Here is an 18,935-nt window from a genome sequence, read left to right as displayed (position 1 = left end):
CCTACGGTTCATACGATTTTTGAAGGCCGGATAAGGCAAACCCGCCATCCGGCATCTTAATTAAGGACGGCTGTCATTCGCCTGGCGTAACAAAGTACGGCTTTCACTCTGGAAGCGTTTCGCATAATCGCCAAACCAGTGCTCCACCTTACGGAAGCTGTCGATAAACGCTTGCTTATCGCCCTGCTCCAGCAAACCTATTGCCTCGCCAAAACGTTGGTAGTAGCGTTTAATCAGCGCAAGGTTGCTCTCAGACGACATAATAATATCAGCATAGAGCTGCGGATCCTGGGCAAACAGACGGCCAACCATCGCCAGTTCAAGGCGGTAAATCGGCGAAGAGAGCGCCAGCAGCTGCTCCAGTTGAACGTTCTCTTCCGCTAAATGCAGACCGTAAGCAAAGGTCGCAAAGTGACGCAGTGCCTGAATAAACGCCATGTTCTGGTCATGTTCAACGGCGCTGATCCGATGCAGTCGCGCACCCCATACCTGAATTTGTTCCAGAAACCACTGATAAGCTTCCGGCTGACGTCCGTCACACCAAACGACGACCTGTTTGGCCAGACTGCCGCTATCCGGACCAAACATTGGGTGTAACCCCACCACCGGGCCATCATGTGCAGCCAGCATCGCCTGCAAAGGACCATTTTTCACCGAAGCCAGATCCACCAGGATGCAGTCAGACGGCAGACGAGGTAGTTTGGCGATCACCTGCTCGGTGACGTGGATCGGCACGCTGACGATCACCATGCCGGCATCAGAGACGATCTCCGGCGCGCGATCCCAGTCCTGCTGTTCCAGGATCCGCACCTGGTAACCTGACAGGGTGAGCATTTTTTCGAACAGACGCCCCATCTGACCGCCGCCGCCGACAATCACCACCGGCCGCAGAGAAGGACAAAGCGTTTTAAACCCTTTGTCGTTCTCACTGGAGTAGGACTCACGCATAACGCGGCGTAGCACATCTTCAATCAGGTCCGGCGGCACGCCAAGGGCTTCCGCTTCCGCGCGACGAGAGGCCAGCATAGAGGCTTCCCGTTCCGGCACGTAGATCGGCAGCCCAAAGCGGCTTTTTACTTCACCAACTTCGGCAACCAGCTCCAGGCGGCGTGCCAGTAAATCCAGCAGTGCCTTGTCGACTTCATCAATTTGATCGCGTAATGCGGTCAATTCAGCAACCATAACCAACCTCTTATGCTACACGCGCCGACAGCTGGCCGTTTAAATCCTGGCTAATTTCACGCAGCAGCGCATCCGTCATTTCCCAGCTAATGCAGGCGTCAGTTACGGATACGCCGTATTTCATTTCGCTGCGCGGCTGTTCGGAAGACTGGTTGCCTTCGTGAATATTACTTTCAATCATCAAGCCAATGATCGAGCGATTGCCATCTTTGATTTGTGCAATCACGGATTCAGCCACGGCAGGCTGACGGCGGTAATCTTTATTGGAATTACCATGACTGCAATCTACCATCAGAGAAGGTCGTAGTCCCGCCTGCTCCATCTCTTTTTCGCACTGGGCGACATCTGCCGGGCTGTAGTTCGGCGCTTTACCCCCGCGCAAGATCACGTGACCGTCCGGATTCCCCTGTGTTTGCAGCAGTGCAACCTGCCCGGCCTGGTTAATACCGACAAAGCGGTGCGACTGCGCAGCCGCACGCATGGCGTTAATGGCGGTCGCCAGGCTACCGTCGGTACCATTCTTAAAGCCAACCGGCATCGAAAGACCGGAAGCCATTTCACGGTGAGTCTGCGATTCCGTAGTACGGGCACCGATTGCGGACCAGCTAAACAGATCGCCCAGGTATTGCGGGCTATTTGGATCCAGCGCTTCAGTTGCCAGCGGCAGTCCCATATTTACCAGTTCAAGCAGCAGCTGACGCGCAATTTTCAGACCTGCTTCAACATCAAAAGAGCCATCCATATGAGGATCGTTAATTAACCCTTTCCAGCCGACAGTGGTACGGGGTTTTTCAAAATAGACGCGCATCACCAGGTAGAGGCTATCGCTGACCTCTGCGGCAAGGGCTTTAAATCGACGAGCATACTCAATCGCCATTTCAGGATCGTGAATGGAGCATGGGCCACATACGACCAGCAGGCGCGGATCGCGACCGGAGATAATATCTGAGATGGTTTTACGCGACTGGGCGATTTGCGCCTCTTGCTCATGGCTCAGCGGAAATTCAGCTTTCAGCTGCTCCGGAGTCATCAGAACCTGTTCGTCGGTAATATGTACGTTGTTCAGCGCGTCTTTTTGCATGATGGTGATCCTGTTTAGCTCGTTTGCGATAGTTGATCCTCAGCGAGGAGGAAATAACGATATCACAACAGGTAAAGATTTCAATCCACAATCCGTAAATTTTAATTTACATGATGTTATTTAAAGGCAAAAACAGCCCTTGCAAATGTACATTTAAATTTACACCACCGAATTTTCAGATCCACTATGCTTAAAAAAACGAAGGAGCACAGGCAATGAAGCAACTCATCAGCATCTTGTTTCTATTACTTCTTAGCGGATGTCAGATAGACCCCTACACCCATGCCCCTACCTGGACTGGTACCGACTGGTACGACGCCGGGATACAAGATGCCATTTCGGGTTATGCCGTTAAAGATAATGAAACGCTTGCCGACAACTACAATGACCCCGACGTCGATCGTACGGAATACCTTAAGGGTTACGCCGAGGGACAACGTAAAACCTGCCAGCAGGATTTTGTTTATGCCAGAGGCCTGACCGGGAAAACTTTTCCGCCCAGTTGCGATACTGTCGAAAATGTTGACCAGTTACACAGCGCCTGGCAGCAAGGGGCAAACGAGGGTGCTGCCTCGATAAGGTTAAATTAAACAATGGTTTATATTTTATAAACCATTAAGATTTAACTTAAATCACCAATAGCATTATTCCAGGAATAATGACGGCTTAGGAAAATAATGTTATTTTGTTGCAAACAATCTTGAATGTATTTCGACGTTTTACAGCAAACGCTGGTAGGTAACTATTCATGAGCTATTCTTACCGACTCATACTTCTACTGGCACTGCTCCTGACCGGATTACCGCTGTATGCCCAAAGCGTTACGGAAGAAGCAAAATCGGTACGCGCTATGGTTTCCGGCATCGTCAGTTATACACGCTGGCCTGCACTTTCCGGGCCCCCAAAACTGTGTATTTTCTCTTCATCGCGTTTTTCCAGTGTCCTGAAAGATACCAGTGCAGGCGCATTACCCTATCTTCCCGTCATCATCCGTACGGAACAAGAAATATTAGTTTCGCAGTGTGACGGTTTTTATTTTGGAAAAGAATCCCCTACTTATCAGGTGGAATTAAAGAATAAATATCCGACTAAGGCATTGTTATTAATTGCTGAACAGAACCCCGAATGCGTTATTGGCAGCGCCTTTTGCCTCATAATTAAAGACGAAGATGTGAGATTTTCCGTAAATATGGATTCCCTTTCACGCAGCGGCGTAAGGGTCAGTCCAGACGTATTGATGCTTGCACGGAATAATAAGCATGGATAAGGGCCATTCTCCCATAGCACGCCCGACGTTTAAGCGAACATTACGGCGTATCAGCATAATCAGCGTTCTGGTAACCATGATGCTGATCTGGCTGCTGCTCAGCATTTCTTCCGTGCTGGCATTAAGACAGTATGCGCAAAAGAATCTGGATCTGACTGCCGCTACCATGACCCGTACGCTCGAAGCTGCATTAGTCTTTTCTGATAGTGTTGCAGCAACTGAAACGCTGGCGGCACTGGGTCAGCAGGGGCAATTTTCCGTTGCAGAAGTTCGTAATAAAAACCAGAAGGTGATCGCCACCTGGCGCTATAACGCGCAGGATACGACTGAAAAGATCAGCGGGATGATCAGCCACTGGCTGTTCCCACAACCGGTCACTCAGCCGATTTTGCATAATGGCAACGTCATCGGCGAAGTACGATTGACTGCACGCGATAGCGTTATCAGTCATTTCATCTATTTGTCGCTGGCCGTCCTTACCGGGTGCATTCTGTTGGCATCCGGTATTGCATTAATGCTCACTCGCTATTTACACAATGGCGTTGTGGATGCACTGCAAAACATTACCGAGGTGGTACATGATGTTCGTACCAACCGTAACTTTTCACGGCGCGTATCAGAGGAACGCATTGAAGAGTTTCATCTCTTTGCCCTGGACTTTAATAGTCTGCTGGACGAGATGGAGGAGTGGCAACTTAAACTGCAGGCAAAAAACGCTCAGCTGTTGCGTACTGCACTACATGATCCTCTGACGGGTCTGGCAAATCGCGCCGCATTTCGCAGCAGCATTAATGCCTTAATGAATGATGATGCCGCCCACAGCAGCTCGGCATTGTTATTCCTTGATGGCGACAATTTTAAATTTATTAATGATACCTGGGGCCACGCAGCGGGGGATCGGGTCCTGATTGAAGTCGCAAAAAGGTTATCCGAGTTTGGGGGGAGTCGCCATTACCCATACAGACTTGGCGGCGATGAGTTCGCCATGGTGCTGTACAGCGTTCATTCTGAATATGAGGTTCAGCGGATCTGCGCGGCACTGTCACAAGAGTTTAACCGACCTTTTGACCTGCATAATGGTCATCTGGCAAGCATGACGCTCAGCATTGGGTTTGCGCTGACGTGGGAACATGCCTCTGCCGAAAAATTACAAGAACTTGCCGATCAAAATATGTATCAGGCTAAACATTTGCGTTCTGAACGCATTATTAAAAAATAAGGAATTACACACATGCTAAAACGTTTATTATCCCCGTTTCTTCTGCTTTTACTGATTCTGGCTGGCTGTCAGGCACCTCAGGGAAAATTTACCCCAGAGCAAATTGCAGCCATGAAATCATACGGATTTACTGAAGCATCAGGAGACTGGTCTCTCGGCCTGTCTGACACTATCCTGTTTGACAAAAATGACTATAAACTCCGACCTGAAAGTGAAAAACAGATCAAGGAAATGGCATCCAAACTGGCAGCTACCGGGCTTAATCATGCTCGCCTGGATGGTCATACTGATAACTACGGCGAAGACAGCTACAATGAAGCTCTGTCACTCAAACGCGCTAATGTCGTTGCCGATGCCTGGGCGCAGGGCGCTAATATTCCCCGCAGCAACCTGACTACTCAAGGACTCGGGAAGAAATATCCCATTGCCAGCAACCAGACATCAAAAGGTCGCGCTGAAAACCGCCGCGTGGCGGTCGTGATCACGACACCATAATCGTCCCCCAACTGGCTGCGCACCGCGCAGTCCTTCCATTGCCATAAAGAACAAAAGAGTAAACGTCTGGATAAAAAAAGGGCCAGCCTTTCGGCCAGCCCTTTTCTAACAGGATGTCGCTTGCGCGAATCTTAGTTAAGACGCTTTACCTGATTCATTGGTAAACATACATTTTTATTATAATTAGTTTGTTATACCTATCTCTGGTGCAGCCAAATGCGGTCAAAAACATGCTGTGTGGACATTTGATGGACAAATACAGAAAAAATAATTTTACTACGTCTCACTCACCATGGCTCGGTAACGTTCCGTAATTTCAAGAGCCTCAGTGTATGAATCCTCTCCCCAACGCTGATTGAAGTAATCTTCACATGTTAAATCCAGTATCGTTCGGCAAAAACCTACTATCCCCCATAACGGTAGTTCTCCCGGCTCAACAAAATCTGTTTCTTCTAACTCCATAGCGTCTATGAATGGCAAACATTTTTTAATTCTCAATTCGAAATCAGAGACGGTACTATCATATTTTCGAATTTCATTTAATACCTCAGGCAAATGTACTTCATTTAGTTCACGGCCAGGTGAGTACTTCTCTACCAAGGCAACAAGGCTGTCAGAATTTAACATTTCATTAACAAAATTAGCGTTATTTAATTCATCAAACCTCTCCTTATAGTTCAACTTTTCTTTTCTAATAGAATCAAACCTTTCATCTGCAAGTTCAATTAATGCACTAAGTTTGCTTAAATTTCTTTTTATTTCTCTAGGAGCATCATCCTCCTGCTTATAGAGCAATTTATGACTAATTGCTGCCCAAGCATGCATAAGCATCGTCCTAACTTGGATCTCAACCTTAAGACCGCCCAAACCACGATAACTGGGAACACCTAACCACTCATCCTTGACTTTAACTATAAAGTGTCTAGAGGAGTATCCAAATCTATCTACGTCCATTTCCTTCTGCTTGTCAGACTCAGAAATTACATCATATTCTCGTTTTATAACAGCTTCAATGTTATTCAAGTCCGACTCATAATAACAAATCACTCTAACCCCGCATAAATCTTCAATATCATTCACAGGGTTAACGTAAGTTTTCCTTGACACCTTAGATTCTAATGACTCGGTAGTTTTAACGCGTCCATCGATGGAAAATAGGGCAACCCCCTCCTCCTCTAAAATCTTATGAAGAGTGCGTTGAGTTTGATCCATCAATTCATTATATAAAGGAATCTTACGCCTATATTCATCTAAATAATTATTCATCATCTCACCTCTAAATTATAGTTTGGCTATGGGATTATAAATTACTGCCTCTTCCTAATGGCTAGGAACAAAGTGCGCATAACGCATAGTTTCTCGTATGTACAAGTGACCAAATATTCTCTGTAATACAAAGATATTGCCACCATTCATCATAAAGTGGCTTGCAAACGTGTGACGTAAAACATGCATCTTCTGCCCTTCAGCCAACACAATATCGGTCAGTGAGAGCATTTTCTTGAACTCTTGATAGCAAGGATGAAACATTATTCCCTGCAAAGGAGCTAGCTCGTCATACAGCCACCGAGGGATCAGCACCGTGCGATTCTTCTTACCTTTAGTTTTCGTGAAGGTCAGCTTGTGGGGTAAAAGATGTGAACGAATCAGACGTTTGGCTTCACCCCATCTAGTACGCCTCACGAGACGATACTTTTAAGAACACTTTTTCTTAGAGCGACTAATACTACCATCATTACAAACAAATTTTCCGTCAGCGGTGCAATGCGATACTCCACCTTTAGATTTAGAACATGGGTAATTTTTTGCAGATACAGTAGAAGATGAAATTGAGAGCAGTACTATTATTAGAAAAGAAAAGCATACTTTCATTAGTATTATCCTTTAAATAGAGAACATCAAATATTACTCATGATTTTTATTGTTGCTGCCTGACATTCCTCGCACGCTTTAGCACCAGTTAGGTACTAAAATCCTTATCGAGCACTAGCCAGTTACAGAACCAAACCCAGCATAATCACCCAAACAATAATCTTGGTAAATATAGATGCATTGGGTTTCGCAATTACAGACCACATACTATCAAAACAATGTTTACCGTTTGTGATCCGTTTCTAATATGTCGTAAAAACAAGGCGATGCAACCATATCAATATAATTATTTTTATTATAATCACCATCAACATGTAATCAACCGCACTGCATCCACCATTACAACCGTAACAACAATAAACAATGCTTTCTGAACTTCAGTTCCCGCCAAAATATCGGATAATTTATTTATTAACCACACCCCACAATATTTCGACATATTATGGGCAGCATCAATAAAAAAAGGGCCAGCCTTTCGGCCAGCCCTTTTCTAACAGGATGTCGCTTGCGCGAATCTTAGTTAAGACGCTCTTTGATACGAGCAGACTTACCAGTGCGCTCACGCAGGTAGTACAGTTTAGCTTTACGAACAGCACCACGACGTTTAACAGCAATGCTGTCAACTACCGGAGAGTGAGTCTGGAAGACACGCTCAACGCCTTCGCCGTTGGAAATTTTACGAACAGTGAATGCAGAGTGCAGACCGCGGTTACGAATAGCGATAACCACGCCCTCGAATGCCTGCAGACGTTTTTTGGAACCTTCAACAACCCATACTTTCACTTCCACGGTATCACCCGGACGGAAGGAAGGTACGTCCTGCTTCATCTGTTCTTGTTCAAGTTGCTTAATAATGTTGCTCATAATTTAATCTCTTATCCTGGGTAAACTGATATTGGGGGCTTACGCCTGCCCATCATGTTTATGTTGCTGTTGTGCGTGTTCCTTTTTGAACTCCGCCAGCAACCTTGCTTGCTCTTCAGTCAGAGCCAGGTTTTCCAGAAGTTCAGGTCTTCTAAGCCAGGTCCGGCCCAGCGACTGCTTCAAACGCCAGCGACGTATCTCAGCGTGGTTCCCCGACAGTAACACCGCCGGTACTTCCATCTGCTCTAACACTTCAGGTCGGGTATAGTGCGGGCAATCCAGCAACCCATCAGCAAACGAATCTTCGATTGCCGAAGCCTCATGACCCAGAACTCCCGGAATAAACCGGGACACGGAGTCGATCAGCGTCATTGCCGGTAACTCACCACCGCTGAGTACGTAATCGCCGATTGACCATTCTTCGTCAATTTCGGTTTGAATCACGCGCTCATCTATTCCTTCATAGCGACCACATACCAGAATCAGCTTTTGATTCGTGGCCAGTTCGCTGACGCCCGCTTGATCAAGCTTGCGTCCCTGAGGTGACAGATAAATCACCTTTGCGCCTTCACCAGCCGCAGCTTTTGCTGCATGAATGGCGTCCCGTAAAGGTTGCACCATCATTAACATCCCCGGTCCGCCGCCGTAAGGACGATCGTCCACGGTACGGTGCCGGTCATGAGTAAAGTCACGAGGACTCCAACTCTGGATGTTCAGCAGGCCATTTTTTACTGCCCGGCCAGTTACCCCGTAATCGGTAATTGCGCGGAACATTTCTGGAAACAGGCTAACGATACCTATAAACACAAGCCAATCCCCATAACGCCGACTTTTACCGTTTATCCGGTGGTTTAAAAACCAGGATCCCAATCTACTTCGATAGTACGAGTAGCGAGATCGACTTTCTTGATAACCTGCCCATCGAGGAACGGCACAAGACGTTCCTTGATACCAAACGCATCTTTCAGGTTTGCCTTGATGACGATGACGTCATTCGAACCGGTTTCCATCATATCGACGACTTTACCGAGATCGTAGCCTTCAGTAGTCACTACCTGGCAGCCCATAAGGTCTTTCCAGTAGTAGGAACCATCTTCCAGCGCTGGCAACTGCGAGGAATCCACGACAATTTCGCAATTAGTCAGTAGATTCGCCGAATCACGATCGTCAACGCCTTTCAGCTTGATGATCAGATCCTGATTGTGGTGCTTCCAGCTTTCCAGCTGTACTTGCTGCCACTGACCCGCCTTCTGGATAAACCAGGGCTGATAGTCAAAAATGCTTTCGGCGTCTTCAGTGGAAGAAAACACTCTGAGCCAACCACGGATACCGTAAGAAGACCCCATTTTCCCCAAAACGATGGGTTCCACAGGAGCCTGTGCGGCGAGTTGCTTGCTCATCATGACCACCGTGACAGATTAAGCTGCTTTGTTTGCTACTTTGATCAGCGTAGCTACGCGATCAGAAATAGTCGCGCCCTGGCCAACCCAGTGAGCGATGCGATCCAGATCCAGGCGAGTGCCTTCTTCTTTTTCGCTAGCGATTGGGTTAAAGAAGCCAACGCGCTCGATGAAGCGACCGTTGCGTGCATTACGGCTGTCGGTAACAACAACCTGGTAGAACGGACGCTTTTTAGCGCCGTGACGAGCTAAACGAATAGTAACCATAACATCCTCTTGTGTGAATAAAACACCCAGGCCCCATCGAGGAACGGAGCCCGGGTGTCATATTAAAAGCCCGAAAATTTTACTGATTTCTGGGGAAAATGCAATCAGCAGTTGATAACTCTGCTATAAAAGGCCGTTGGCGGTGCCGTCAGTTCGGTGCCGGCGTGCGCGCAGCCACCGGAGCGTACACGCAGTACGTGAGGATGGCGAGCACACCCCGGTGCCGAAATGGCAAACAAGCCAGGCCGATTAGCGGCCAGGGAATCCTGGGGGCATCATCCCCTTCATACCACGCATCATCTTCGCCATTCCGCCCTTCTTCATTTTCTTCATCATGCGCTGCATGTCGTCGAACTGTTTCAGAAGGCGGTTTACGTCTTGTACCTGCATACCGCAACCGGCAGCGATACGGCGTTTGCGGGAACCTTTGATAATTTCCGGCTTAGCGCGTTCTTTCATCGTCATCGAGTTGATGATGGCTTCCATACGCACCAGCACTTTATCGTCCATCTGCGATTTCACATTGTCAGGGATCTGACCCATGCCCGGCAGCTTGCCCATCAGGCTTGCCATACCGCCCATGTTTTTCATCTGGTTAAGCTGTTCAAGGAAATCGTTGAGATCGAAGCCATCGCCTTTTTTCAGCTTGCTGGCTAATTTTTCTGCCTGTGCGCGGTCAACCTTGCTTTCGATATCTTCGATCAGCGACAGCACGTCACCCATGCCGAGAATGCGCGAAGCAATACGATCCGGATGGAACGGCTCCAGTGCTTCGGTTTTCTCGCCGACGCCGAGGAATTTAATCGGCTTACCGGTAATATGACGAATAGAGAGCGCCGCACCGCCACGGGCATCACCATCAACTTTTGTCAGCACTACGCCGGTTAACGGCAGCGCTTCGTTAAAGGCTTTTGCGGTATTTGCGGCATCCTGACCGGTCATGGCGTCGACCACAAACAGCGTTTCTACCGGCTTGATAGAAGCGTGGACCTGTTTGATTTCGTCCATCATCGCTTCGTCAACGTGCAGACGACCGGCGGTATCCACCAGCAGCACGTCGTAGAATTTGAGTTTGGCTTCTTTCAGCGCGGCGTTAACGATATCGACCGGCTTCTGGCCGACATCCGACGGGAAGAAGTCGACACCGACCTGCTCGGCCAGCGTTTCCAGCTGTTTGATCGCCGCCGGGCGATAAACGTCCGCAGAGACCACCAGCACTTTCTTCTTGTGCTTCTCGCGCAGGAATTTACCCAGCTTACCGACGCTGGTCGTTTTACCCGCACCCTGCAGGCCCGCCATCAGCACCACGGCTGGCGGCTGTGCAGCCAGATTCAGGGTCTGGTTTTCTTCGCCCATTGCCGCAACCAGTTCGTTACGGACAATCTTGACGAACTCCTGACCCGGCGTCAGGCTTTTGTTAACTTCATGACCAACCGCTTTCTCTTTTACGCGATTGATAAACTCACGCACTACCGGCAGCGCTACGTCAGCCTCCAGCAGCGCCATGCGCACTTCGCGCAGCGTCTCTTTAACGTTGTCTTCAGTAAGGCGTCCACGGCCACTGATATTGCGCAGCGTGCGCGACAAACGATCGGTTAAATTATCAAACATTGTCTCTCGCCTGGGATGGAAACGGTCGGTCGCGACAGCGACACATCAACAGAAATTTGTCGCAGTATAACATGAAGCCGCCTTTGTTGTTATGCAACGGTTGGAGCAGCGGTCACGTAACGCTATACTGCTTTTCTTTATCACTGGCCAACTGTCGACACCTATATGCCCGTTTTTGCTCTGCTCGCCCTTGTCGCCTACTCAGTCAGCCTCGCGCTGATTATTCCCGCTCTGCTGCAAAAAAACAGCGGCTGGCGGCGTATGGCTATTCTCTCTGCGGTCGTTGCGCTGGTAAGCCATGCTATCGCCCTGGAAGCGCGTATCCTACCCGGCGGTGAAAGCGGACAAAACCTGAGTCTGTTGAACGTCGGCTCGCTGGTAAGCCTGATGATCTGTACGGTAATGACCATCGTCGCGTCCCGCAATCGTGGCTGGCTATTGCTGCCCATTGTCTACGCCTTTGCGCTGATAAACCTGGCCTTCGCCACGTTTATGCCTAACGAGTTCATCACCCATCTCGAAGCTACGCCAGGCATGATGATTCACATCGGGCTATCACTGTTCGCTTACGCCACGCTGATTATCGCCGCGCTCTACGCGCTACAGTTGGCATGGATCGATTACCAACTGAAAAACAAAAAACTGGCCTTCAGCAATGAGATGCCGCCACTGATGAGTATTGAGCGGAAGATGTTTCATATCACCCAAATTGGCGTGGTTCTGCTGACGCTCACCCTGTGCACTGGCCTGTTTTACATGCATAACCTGTTCAGTACCGAGAACATTGATAAAGCCGTTCTCTCTATCGTGGCATGGTTTGTCTATATCGTTCTGTTGTGGGGGCATTACCATGAAGGTTGGCGCGGACGTCGCGTCGTATGGTTTAACGTCGCAGGCGCTGGCATTCTGACGCTGGCCTATTTCGGCAGCCGTATCCTGCAGCAGTTCGTGAGTTAAATCTTTAAGGAACCCTACGTGGAACACATCTCCACCACCACGCTCATTATCACGCTCCTCATCATGGTGGTCATTTCCGCCTATTTTTCCGGTTCTGAAACTGGAATGATGACCCTGAATCGCTACCGCCTACGCCATCGGGCCAAACAGGGAAATCGCCAGGCAAAACGCGTTGAAAAGTTACTTCGCAAGCCGGATCGCCTGATAAGCCTGGTGCTCATCGGTAATAATCTGGTGAATATTCTGGCCTCCGCACTCGGCACCATTGTCGGTATGCGCCTGTATGGCGATGCTGGCGTCGCCATTGCCACCGGGGTACTGACGTTTGTGGTGCTGGTTTTTGCCGAAGTGCTACCAAAGACGATTGCCGCGCTATATCCGGAAAAAGTTGCCTATCCGAGCAGCGTCCTGCTGGCTCCGCTGCAGATTCTGATGATGCCGTTAGTATGGCTACTCAACACCATTACGCGGCTTCTGATGCGCATGATGGGCATCAAAACGGATATCGTAGTGAGCGGTTCGCTGAGTAAAGATGAACTGCGAACGCTGGTGAATGAATCGCGCTCGCAAATCTCACGCCGTAACCAGGATATGCTGTTGTCAGTGCTGGACCTGGAAAAAGTCAGCGTCGATGACATCATGATCCCGCGTAATGAAATCATCGGCATTGATATTAACGATGACTGGAAATCAATCGTGCGTCAGCTTTCGCACTCCCCGCACGGTCGTATTGTGCTGTATCGCGACTCGCTCGACGATGCCATCAGTATGCTGCGCGTACGTGAAGCCTGGCGATTGATGGCCGAGAAAAAAGAGTTCACCAAAGAGACCATGTTACGCGCCGCCGACGAAATTTATTACGTTCCGGAAGGCACACCACTCAGCACCCAGCTCATTAAATTTCAGCGCAATAAGAAGAAAGTGGGCCTGGTCGTTAATGAATATGGCGATATTCAAGGACTGGTTACGGTCGAGGATATTCTGGAAGAGATTGTTGGTGACTTCACGACCTCAATGTCACCGACGCTTGCCGAAGAAGTCACGCCGCAGAATGACGGTTCGGTGATCATTGACGGTAGCGCCAACGTTCGTGAAATCAATAAGGCGTTTAACTGGCACCTGCCGGAAGATGACGCTCGTACCGTGAACGGTATTATTCTTGAAGCGCTGGAAGAGATCCCGGTTGCTGGCACACGTGTGCGTATTGGGCAGTACGATATCGATATTCTCGACGTGCAGGATAATATGATTAAACAGGTGCAGGTGTTGCCCGTCAAACCGCTGCGGGAAAGCGTATCGGACCAGTGAGAGTAATCCAGACCGGGTAGCGCATCAGCATTACCCGGTCTGAGGCTGATTAGCCTTTGGCTTTCGCCACAGAGACCATCGCCGCACGGATGGTACGTCCGTTCAGGGTATAGCCTTTCTGCATAACCATCAGCACATTACCGGCAGCAACGTCGTCAGACTCTACCATTGCAATCGCCTGGTGCACGTTCGGGTCCATCGGCACGTCGATATCCGCAACTACCTGTACGCCGAACTTCGCCACAACATCCAGCATTGACTTACGAGTCAGCTCAATACCTTCGACCATAGCCGCCATAGCGTCATTGTCTTTGTCCGCAACTTCCAGCGCACGGTCCAGGCTATCCAGCACCGGCAGCAGTTCGTTGACGAATTTTTCCAGTGCAAACTTATGCGCTTTTTCTACGTCCAGTTCGGTACGACGACGCAGGTTTTCCATTTCCGCTTTGATACGCAACACGCTGTCGCGCTCGCGCGTTTCGGCTTCAGCAAGCTGAGCTTCCAGATTCGCAATTTTTTCATCGCGCGGATCCACCTGCTCAGCAGAAGCGTCTGGTTCAACCGCCTCAACTTCTTCGTGCTGATCCATGATAATTTCTTCCGGGGCTTGCCCCTCAGGCGTTTTCTGTTCTTTACTACTCATGAATTTCTCCGCGTTTTTTTCGCATTCATCTCGCTAACTTGGCTTATTATGGGGATCAGATTCAGGGATTCAAGGGAAGTACTCACATTGTCACTAATCTTCGTTACAAGGACCTCGAGAAAATGAACAAACATTTCAAGTGTATTGGCATTGTGGGGCATCCACGTCACCCCACTGCACTGACCACACATGAAATGCTCTACCGTTGGCTGTGCGCCAAAGGTTATGAGGTTATCGTTGAGCAACAAATCGCCCACGAGCTGCAGCTGAAAAATGTGAAAACCGGTACGCTTGCAGAGATTGGCCAGCAGGCAGACCTCGCCGTGGTAGTCGGCGGCGACGGCAATATGCTGGGCGCCGCACGCACCCTGGCACGTTATGACATCAAGGTTATTGGCATTAACCGCGGTAATCTTGGTTTTCTGACCGACCTTGACCCAGACAATGCCCACCAACAGTTAGCTGACGTGCTGGAAGGCCACTACATCAGCGAAAAGCGCTTTTTACTTGAAGCCCAGGTGTGCCAACAGGATTGCCAGAAGCGTATTAGCACTGCGATCAATGAAGTTGTGTTGCACCCCGGAAAAGTGGCGCACATGATTGAATTTGAAGTCTATATCGATGAAATTTTTGCCTTCTCCCAGCGTTCGGACGGCTTGATTATTTCCACACCGACCGGCTCTACCGCCTACTCGCTCTCTGCCGGAGGTCCGATCCTGACGCCTTCACTGGATGCTATTACGCTGGTCCCGATGTTCCCGCATACGCTTTCCGCACGACCGCTGGTGATCAACAGTAGCAGCACCATTCGCCTGCGCTTCTCTCATCGCCGTAACGATCTGGAAATCAGTTGCGACAGCCAGATCGCCCTGCCTATACAGGAAGGTGAAGACGTATTAATTCGCCGCTGTGATTATCATCTGAACCTGATACACCCAAAAGATTACAGCTATTTCAACACATTAAGCACTAAACTAGGCTGGTCAAAAAAATTATTTTAATTTAACGCCAACCTCTTTACTGTATAAAAAACCAGTTTATACTGTATGTAATTACAGTTATGGTTTTTCATACAGGAAAACAGCTATGTTGGCACAACTGACCATCAGCAATTTTGCTATCGTTCGTGAACTTGAGATCGATTTCCAGAACGGAATGACCGTTATTACCGGTGAAACCGGTGCGGGTAAGTCCATTGCCATTGATGCTCTCGGTTTGTGCCTGGGCGGACGCGCAGACGCCGACATGGTACGTGCAGGCGCCACGCGAGCCGACCTCTGCGCGCGATTCGCCTTAAAAGACACCCCCGCAGCTCTGCGCTGGCTGGAAGAAAACCAGCTTGAGGAAGGCCGTGAATGTTTGCTGCGTCGTGTTATCAGCAGCGATGGACGTTCACGCGGCTTCATTAACGGCACTGCCGTACCGTTGTCACAGCTGCGCAAGCTGGGCCAGTTGCTTATTCAAATCCACGGTCAGCATGCGCATCAGCTCCTGACAAAATCAGAACACCAAAAGTCTCTGCTGGATGGTTACGCCAATGAAGCGCCCCTGACTCAGGAAATGGCTGCGCGCTACCAGCTGTGGCACCAAAGCTGCCGTGACCTGGCGCATCATCAACAACAGAGTCAGGAACGCGCAGCCCGGGCGGAACTGTTGCAATACCAGTTAAAAGAACTGAACGAATTCAACCCGCAGCCGGGTGAATTTGAGCAAATTGATGAAGAGTACAAGCGTCTGGCTAACAGCGGGCAATTGCTCACCACCAGCCAACAGGCGCTGGCTATCCTGGCGGATGGCGAAGACATCAACCTGCAAAGCCAGCTGTACACTGCAAAGCAACTGGTCACTGAACTGGCAGGCATGGACGGCAAACTTTCCGGTATCCTGGATATGCTGGAAGAGGCCACGATTCAACTCAGCGAAGCCAGCGACGAGCTGCGCCACTATTGCGATCGTCTGGATTTGGACCCTAACCGTTTGTTCGAACTTGAACAGCGTATTTCCAAACAAATCTCATTGGCCCGCAAGCATCATGTTGCCCCTGAAGCGCTGCCACAGTTCTATCAGTCATTGCTGGATGAACAACAGCAGTTAGACGATCAGGCCGACTCGCTCGAAACCTTAACCCTGGCGGTGAACAATCACCACCAGCAGGCTCTGGAAACGGCAAAAATGCTGCACAAACAGCGCCAGCATTATGCTCAGGAGCTGGGACAACTGATTACAGAGAGCATGCATACTCTCTCAATGCCGCACGGTGTCTTTTGCATTGATGTGAAATTTGAGGAACATCATTTGAGCGCAGACGGTGCCGATCGCGTAGAGTTTAAAGTGACCACTAACCCAGGCCAGCCGTTGCAGCCGATTGCGAAAGTGGCTTCAGGTGGGGAACTGTCGCGCATTGCGCTGGCTATTCAGGTTATTACCGCACGCAAAATGGAAACACCGGCGCTGATTTTCGATGAAGTGGATGTCGGTATCAGCGGCCCGACTGCTGCGGTAGTGGGAAAAATGCTGCGTCAGTTGGGCGAGTCAACTCAGGTAATGTGCGTTACTCACTTGCCGCAGGTTGCTGGCTGTGGTCATCAACACTTCTACGTCTGCAAAGAAACGGATGGCGCGATGACCGAAACACACATGCAGCCGCTTGATAAACGCGCTCGCCTGCAGGAATTAGCCCGCCTGCTTGGCGGTAGCGAAGTGACGCGCAATACCCTCGCAAATGCAAAAGAACTGCTGGCGGCATAAACTTTTTTACCTTGTTAAGGTCTGAGTTCAACATAAAATCGCCGACCGACCCGACAGCAAAAGGTTTTAAAGTGGTGAAAGGTCTATTATCATCGGCATATTACATATGAGCCGCGTACTGCTCGGGCCCGAAAAGGAATCAAATCACTATGCGCTGTAAAACGCTGACTGCTGCTGCAGCAGTACTACTGATGTTGACTGCAGGCTGTTCCACTCTGGAGCGAGTGGTTTACCGCCCTGACATCAACCAGGGAAATTATCTGACACCTACCGATGTCGCCAAAGTGCGCACGGGTATGACGCAACAGCAGGTTGCTTATGCTCTGGGTACACCAATGATGTCCGATCCTTTTGGCACTAACACCTGGTTTTATGTGTTCCGTCAGCAACCTGGTCATGAAGGCGTAACCCAGCAAACACTGACGCTGACCTTTAACAGCAGCGGCATTTTGACGAACATTGATAACAAACCTGCTTTGACCGACAACAAGTAGGATTAACAGATTAAAAAAAGGTGCTCAATGAGCACCTTTTTTATTGTCTGCTATTTTTTAGCAGATTTCTCTGCTCGCTGTCTGCGCAGCTCTTTCGGATCAGCAATCAGTGGCCGGTAAATTTCCACCCTATCACCGTCCTGGAGAACATCAGCAAGCTTTACCGGACGGCTGTAAATGCCCACTTTATTTTTGCTGAGATCGATATCGGTACGCAATTCCAGCAGCCCGGAAGCGCGGATAGCCTCTTCCACCGTAGCGCCCTGTTGCAGCGTCACACGCTGTAGATACTGTTTCTCGGGTAGCGCATACGCCACTTCAACGACAATTTTAGCTGACGCTGACACTGTAAACCTCTTTCGCGCGGACCGTGAAGGCCTGCACCATGTTCGAAGCCAGCTCTTTAAAGATACGACCAAATGCCAGCTCGATTAACTTATTGGTAAACTCAAAATCGAGATGAAATTCAATGCGGCACGCTTCATGACTCAGTGGCGTAAACTTCCATCCGCCAATGAGTTTCTTGAACGGTCCGTCGACCAGATGCATCAGGATGCTCTGGTTACTGGTCAATTGATTGCGCGTGGTGAATGTTTTGCTAATCCCTGCTTTCGAGACATCCACCGCCGCGGTCATCTGTCCCGGAGTCGACTCCAGCACACGGCTACCGGTGCATCCCGGTAAAAACTGGGGATAGGATTTAACATCATTCACTAGCTGATACATCTGTTCCGCACTGTAAGGTACTAAAGCGGTCCGGCTAATCTGAGGCATAACAATTTCCATCAATATCAATCACACAAATAATACCATTTATCCCCCGCTAAAAAAAACGCTATAGCCTAACTCGTGCTAAGATAGCGCCTTGCGCCCCGCTGGATGAAATGGGGTGTTTTTCGATTCCAGATTACCTATACTGAGCGGCATTATGACGAAGAAAAAAGCACACAAACCTGGCTCAGCCACAATCGCGCTTAACAAGCGCGCACGACACGAATACTTTATTGAAGAAGAGTTCGAAGCAGGACTCGCTCTGCAAGGTTGGGAAGTCAAATCCCTGCGCGCGGGTAAAGCTAACATCGGCGACAGTTACGTCATCCTTAAAGACGGCGAAGCGTTCCTGTTTGGCGCCAACTTCACGCCAATGGCTGTTGCCTCAACGCATGTGGTATGTGACCCCACCCGTACCCGTAAGCTGTTGTTAAACCAACGTGAACTCGATTCCCTGTATGGTCGAATGAATCGTGACGGTTATACCGTTGTTGCGCTTTCACTGTACTGGAAAAATGCCTGGTGCAAAGTGAAAATTGGCGTCGCGAAAGGTAAGAAACAGCACGACAAGCGCTCCGATGTGAAAGAACGCGAATGGCAGTTAGATAAAGCGCGTATTATGAAAAATGCTGGTCGCTAAACGCTATTCTCCTGTGACCAGTCTCTCATCCCGAGACTGGTTCTTATTTTTTTAGTTATTGAAACCCACCCAATACATTCATCAGGTTTATGGTTTATTTGTGCTGAATCGTTCAG

The 18,935-nt window shown here is 49.3% G+C and carries 22 protein-coding genes and 1 pseudogene; 10 read left to right on the top strand and 13 right to left on the bottom strand.

All coding sequences use genetic code 11. The features are described 5' to 3' along the window. Window positions 1–60 precede the first annotated feature (60 nt). Window positions 61–1,182: a bifunctional chorismate mutase/prephenate dehydrogenase gene (tyrA, locus tag OGY67_RS15090; protein ID WP_003826456.1), complete on the bottom strand. Its 1,122-nt coding sequence runs from the start codon at window positions 1,180–1,182 to the stop codon at window positions 61–63. A gap of 10 nt (window positions 1,183–1,192) precedes the next feature. Further along, complete coding sequence (aroF, locus tag OGY67_RS15085; protein WP_008785515.1) at window positions 1,193–2,263, bottom strand: 3-deoxy-7-phosphoheptulonate synthase AroF; 1,071 nt, start codon at window positions 2,261–2,263, stop codon at window positions 1,193–1,195. Window positions 2,264–2,478: 215 nt separating this feature from the next. Here aroF and OGY67_RS15080 point away from each other — a divergent pair, with 215 nt between their 5' ends. The 4 genes from OGY67_RS15080 to OGY67_RS15065 all read left to right on the top strand — a co-directional run bounded on the left by OGY67_RS15080 (window position 2,479) and on the right by OGY67_RS15065 (window position 5,244). Further along, window positions 2,479–2,853 carry a DUF2799 domain-containing protein gene (locus OGY67_RS15080; protein WP_008785516.1) on the top strand — a complete coding sequence of 125 codons (375 nt, stop codon included), beginning with the start codon at window positions 2,479–2,481 and terminating at the stop codon, window positions 2,851–2,853. Window positions 2,854–3,011: 158 nt separating this feature from the next. Continuing rightward, entirely contained in the window at window positions 3,012–3,530 is a 519-nt protein-coding gene (gene yfiR / locus OGY67_RS15075; RefSeq protein ID WP_003826451.1) for a regulatory sequestration protein YfiR, read from the top strand. Next, entirely contained in the window at window positions 3,523–4,749 is a 1,227-nt protein-coding gene (gene dgcN / locus OGY67_RS15070; protein WP_003826449.1) for a diguanylate cyclase DgcN/YfiN, read from the top strand. The genes yfiR and dgcN overlap by 8 nt, the downstream gene beginning before the upstream one ends. Before the next feature lie 12 nt (window positions 4,750–4,761). Beyond that, a complete protein-coding gene (locus OGY67_RS15065) occupies window positions 4,762–5,244 on the top strand; it encodes an OmpA family protein (RefSeq protein WP_032944605.1) in 483 nt (160 codons plus the stop codon). Between the two features lie 276 nt (window positions 5,245–5,520). Here the strand turns inward: OGY67_RS15065 and OGY67_RS15060 are convergent, their stop codons facing one another. The 8 genes and pseudogenes from OGY67_RS15060 to ffh all read right to left on the bottom strand — a co-directional run bounded on the left by OGY67_RS15060 (window position 5,521) and on the right by ffh (window position 11,258). Further along, window positions 5,521–6,513 (bottom strand): GTP pyrophosphokinase, encoded by a 993-nt coding sequence (locus OGY67_RS15060; RefSeq protein ID WP_080685931.1) that lies wholly within the window; start codon window positions 6,511–6,513, stop codon window positions 5,521–5,523. 51 nt (window positions 6,514–6,564) lie between these two features. Next, window positions 6,565–6,921 (bottom strand): annotated as a pseudogene (locus OGY67_RS15055) (tyrosine-type recombinase/integrase); the annotation flags it as partial. 18 nt (window positions 6,922–6,939) lie between these two features. Beyond that, window positions 6,940–7,116: a YdcA family protein gene (locus tag OGY67_RS23810; RefSeq protein ID WP_459208802.1), complete on the bottom strand. Its 177-nt coding sequence runs from the start codon at window positions 7,114–7,116 to the stop codon at window positions 6,940–6,942. A gap of 516 nt (window positions 7,117–7,632) precedes the next feature. Continuing rightward, window positions 7,633–7,980, bottom strand: a complete 348-nt coding sequence (rplS, locus tag OGY67_RS15050) for a 50S ribosomal protein L19 (protein ID WP_002914145.1) — start codon at window positions 7,978–7,980, stop codon at window positions 7,633–7,635. A gap of 39 nt (window positions 7,981–8,019) precedes the next feature. Next, entirely contained in the window at window positions 8,020–8,787 is a 768-nt protein-coding gene (gene trmD, locus OGY67_RS15045) for a tRNA (guanosine(37)-N1)-methyltransferase TrmD (RefSeq protein ID WP_003031232.1), read from the bottom strand. A 44-nt stretch (window positions 8,788–8,831) separates the two neighbouring features. Further along, window positions 8,832–9,380: a ribosome maturation factor RimM gene (rimM, locus tag OGY67_RS15040; protein ID WP_003031230.1), complete on the bottom strand. Its 549-nt coding sequence runs from the start codon at window positions 9,378–9,380 to the stop codon at window positions 8,832–8,834. 18 nt (window positions 9,381–9,398) lie between these two features. Further along, window positions 9,399–9,647 carry a 30S ribosomal protein S16 gene (gene rpsP / locus OGY67_RS15035; RefSeq protein WP_286574109.1) on the bottom strand — a complete coding sequence of 83 codons (249 nt, stop codon included), beginning with the start codon at window positions 9,645–9,647 and terminating at the stop codon, window positions 9,399–9,401. 249 nt (window positions 9,648–9,896) lie between these two features. Continuing rightward, the gene (ffh, locus tag OGY67_RS15030) at window positions 9,897–11,258 is read right to left on the bottom strand and encodes a signal recognition particle protein (RefSeq protein ID WP_003031226.1); all 1,362 of its coding nucleotides are present in this window, start codon (window positions 11,256–11,258) and stop codon (window positions 9,897–9,899) included. Window positions 11,259–11,423: 165 nt separating this feature from the next. Here ffh and OGY67_RS15025 point away from each other — a divergent pair, with 165 nt between their 5' ends. Then, window positions 11,424–12,215 (top strand): cytochrome C assembly family protein, encoded by a 792-nt coding sequence (locus tag OGY67_RS15025; RefSeq protein WP_003031224.1) that lies wholly within the window; start codon window positions 11,424–11,426, stop codon window positions 12,213–12,215. An 18-nt stretch (window positions 12,216–12,233) separates the two neighbouring features. Then, on the top strand, window positions 12,234–13,523 hold the full coding sequence (locus tag OGY67_RS15020; protein WP_008785520.1) for an HlyC/CorC family transporter: 1,290 nt from the start codon (window positions 12,234–12,236) through the stop codon (window positions 13,521–13,523). 49 nt (window positions 13,524–13,572) lie between these two features. Here the strand turns inward: OGY67_RS15020 and grpE are convergent, their stop codons facing one another. Beyond that, window positions 13,573–14,166, bottom strand: coding sequence for a nucleotide exchange factor GrpE (gene grpE, locus OGY67_RS15015; RefSeq protein ID WP_003826408.1), 594 nt, complete (start codon window positions 14,164–14,166; stop codon window positions 13,573–13,575). 122 nt (window positions 14,167–14,288) lie between these two features. On the opposite strand from grpE, the gene nadK reads away from it, so the two are divergent. The 3 genes from nadK to bamE all read left to right on the top strand — a co-directional run bounded on the left by nadK (window position 14,289) and on the right by bamE (window position 17,408). Continuing rightward, window positions 14,289–15,167 (top strand): NAD(+) kinase, encoded by an 879-nt coding sequence (gene nadK / locus OGY67_RS15010; protein WP_003826406.1) that lies wholly within the window; start codon window positions 14,289–14,291, stop codon window positions 15,165–15,167. Window positions 15,168–15,252: 85 nt separating this feature from the next. After that, a complete protein-coding gene (gene recN / locus OGY67_RS15005; RefSeq protein ID WP_286574108.1) occupies window positions 15,253–16,914 on the top strand; it encodes a DNA repair protein RecN in 1,662 nt (553 codons plus the stop codon). A gap of 149 nt (window positions 16,915–17,063) precedes the next feature. After that, window positions 17,064–17,408 (top strand): outer membrane protein assembly factor BamE, encoded by a 345-nt coding sequence (gene bamE, locus OGY67_RS15000; RefSeq protein WP_008785524.1) that lies wholly within the window; start codon window positions 17,064–17,066, stop codon window positions 17,406–17,408. Between the two features lie 50 nt (window positions 17,409–17,458). Here bamE and OGY67_RS14995 read toward each other — a convergent pair whose 3' ends face one another. Together OGY67_RS14995 and ratA are read right to left on the bottom strand one after the other, a co-directional pair. Continuing rightward, window positions 17,459–17,755, bottom strand: a complete 297-nt coding sequence (locus OGY67_RS14995; RefSeq protein ID WP_008785525.1) for an RnfH family protein — start codon at window positions 17,753–17,755, stop codon at window positions 17,459–17,461. Beyond that, window positions 17,739–18,182, bottom strand: coding sequence for a type II toxin-antitoxin system toxin RatA (gene ratA / locus OGY67_RS14990; RefSeq protein WP_003826396.1), 444 nt, complete (start codon window positions 18,180–18,182; stop codon window positions 17,739–17,741). Before ratA ends, OGY67_RS14995 begins: the two co-directional genes overlap by 17 nt. Window positions 18,183–18,336: 154 nt before the next feature. On the opposite strand from ratA, the gene smpB reads away from it, so the two are divergent. Continuing rightward, a complete protein-coding gene (smpB, locus tag OGY67_RS14985; protein ID WP_003031211.1) occupies window positions 18,337–18,819 on the top strand; it encodes an SsrA-binding protein SmpB in 483 nt (160 codons plus the stop codon). The last annotated feature ends 116 nt before the right edge of the window (window positions 18,820–18,935 follow it).

This window comes from Citrobacter sp. Cpo015 (assembly GCF_030333035.1).
Lineage (GTDB): Bacteria > Pseudomonadota > Gammaproteobacteria > Enterobacterales > Enterobacteriaceae > Citrobacter > Citrobacter portucalensis.
This window is presented reverse-complemented; position numbering and strand designations above follow the sequence as displayed.